Source organism: Peribacillus muralis, assembly GCF_001439925.1.
Taxonomy (GTDB): Bacteria; Bacillota; Bacilli; order Bacillales; family DSM-1321; genus Peribacillus; species Peribacillus muralis.
Genome location: NZ_LMBV01000068.1, coordinates 1 through 761 on the forward strand (window position 1 = coordinate 1; position 761 = coordinate 761).

At 37.6% G+C, this 761-nt stretch carries 1 protein-coding gene; it reads left to right on the forward strand.

Annotation, left to right across the window (positions count from 1 at the left end):
- Positions 1-642: transposase (locus ASU00_RS24105; RefSeq protein WP_152983847.1), on the forward strand; the 642-nt coding region annotated here is incomplete at its 5' end.
- Positions 643-761 lie beyond the last annotated feature (119 nt).

Sequence of the window (761 nt, forward strand, 5' to 3'; positions counted from 1 at the left end):
ATGAAGAAGAAAAAAGATGATTTAATCCTTGCCCTGAATGGGTATGTGAATCCTCATCAACGAATGATGCTTAAAACGATTCTAACTCATATTGATTTTCTGACTGAACAGATTGAAAAACTCGATCAAGAGGTTGCCCAAAGAGTTAGTGTGTATCAAGAAAGCATAGAACGACTGGATTCAATACCTGGTATTGCCACTCGAATGGCAGAACAAATACTAGCTGAAATCGGAACGGACGTTGAAAAACAGTTCGAAAGTGCAGCCAGATTATGTTCATGGGCCGCCCTCGTACCAGGACACAATGAAAGTGCAGGAAAAAGGAAATCAACCAGGGGCAAAAAGGGAAATAAATATTTAAAATCTGCTTTAACCGAAGCTGCTCATTCAGTTGGAGCCTCCAAAAACTATCTTGGAGCTCTATACAGACGGACAGCTGCGCGAAAAGGAAGAAAACGAGCTGGAATTGTCGTTGCCCACGCCATGTTAAGAATTTCTTATTATCTTTTAACAAGGAAAGAAATGTATGTAGACTTAGGCGAAGATTATTTTGATAAACAAAAGCAAGCTTCCATTGTACGAAATTCGGTTCGAAGGTTAGAAAACTTAGGATATACCGTAAATATTTCAGAAGTATCCTAACCACCGATTTATTAGGAAATCTCTAATAAGGCGCTGCTCTTTTTTTAAAAATTTGAAGCTTGCGTTTTATTTAATATGGTCTTTTTCCTGCTTATTAGTGTTTAATTTTCATGGTAGTT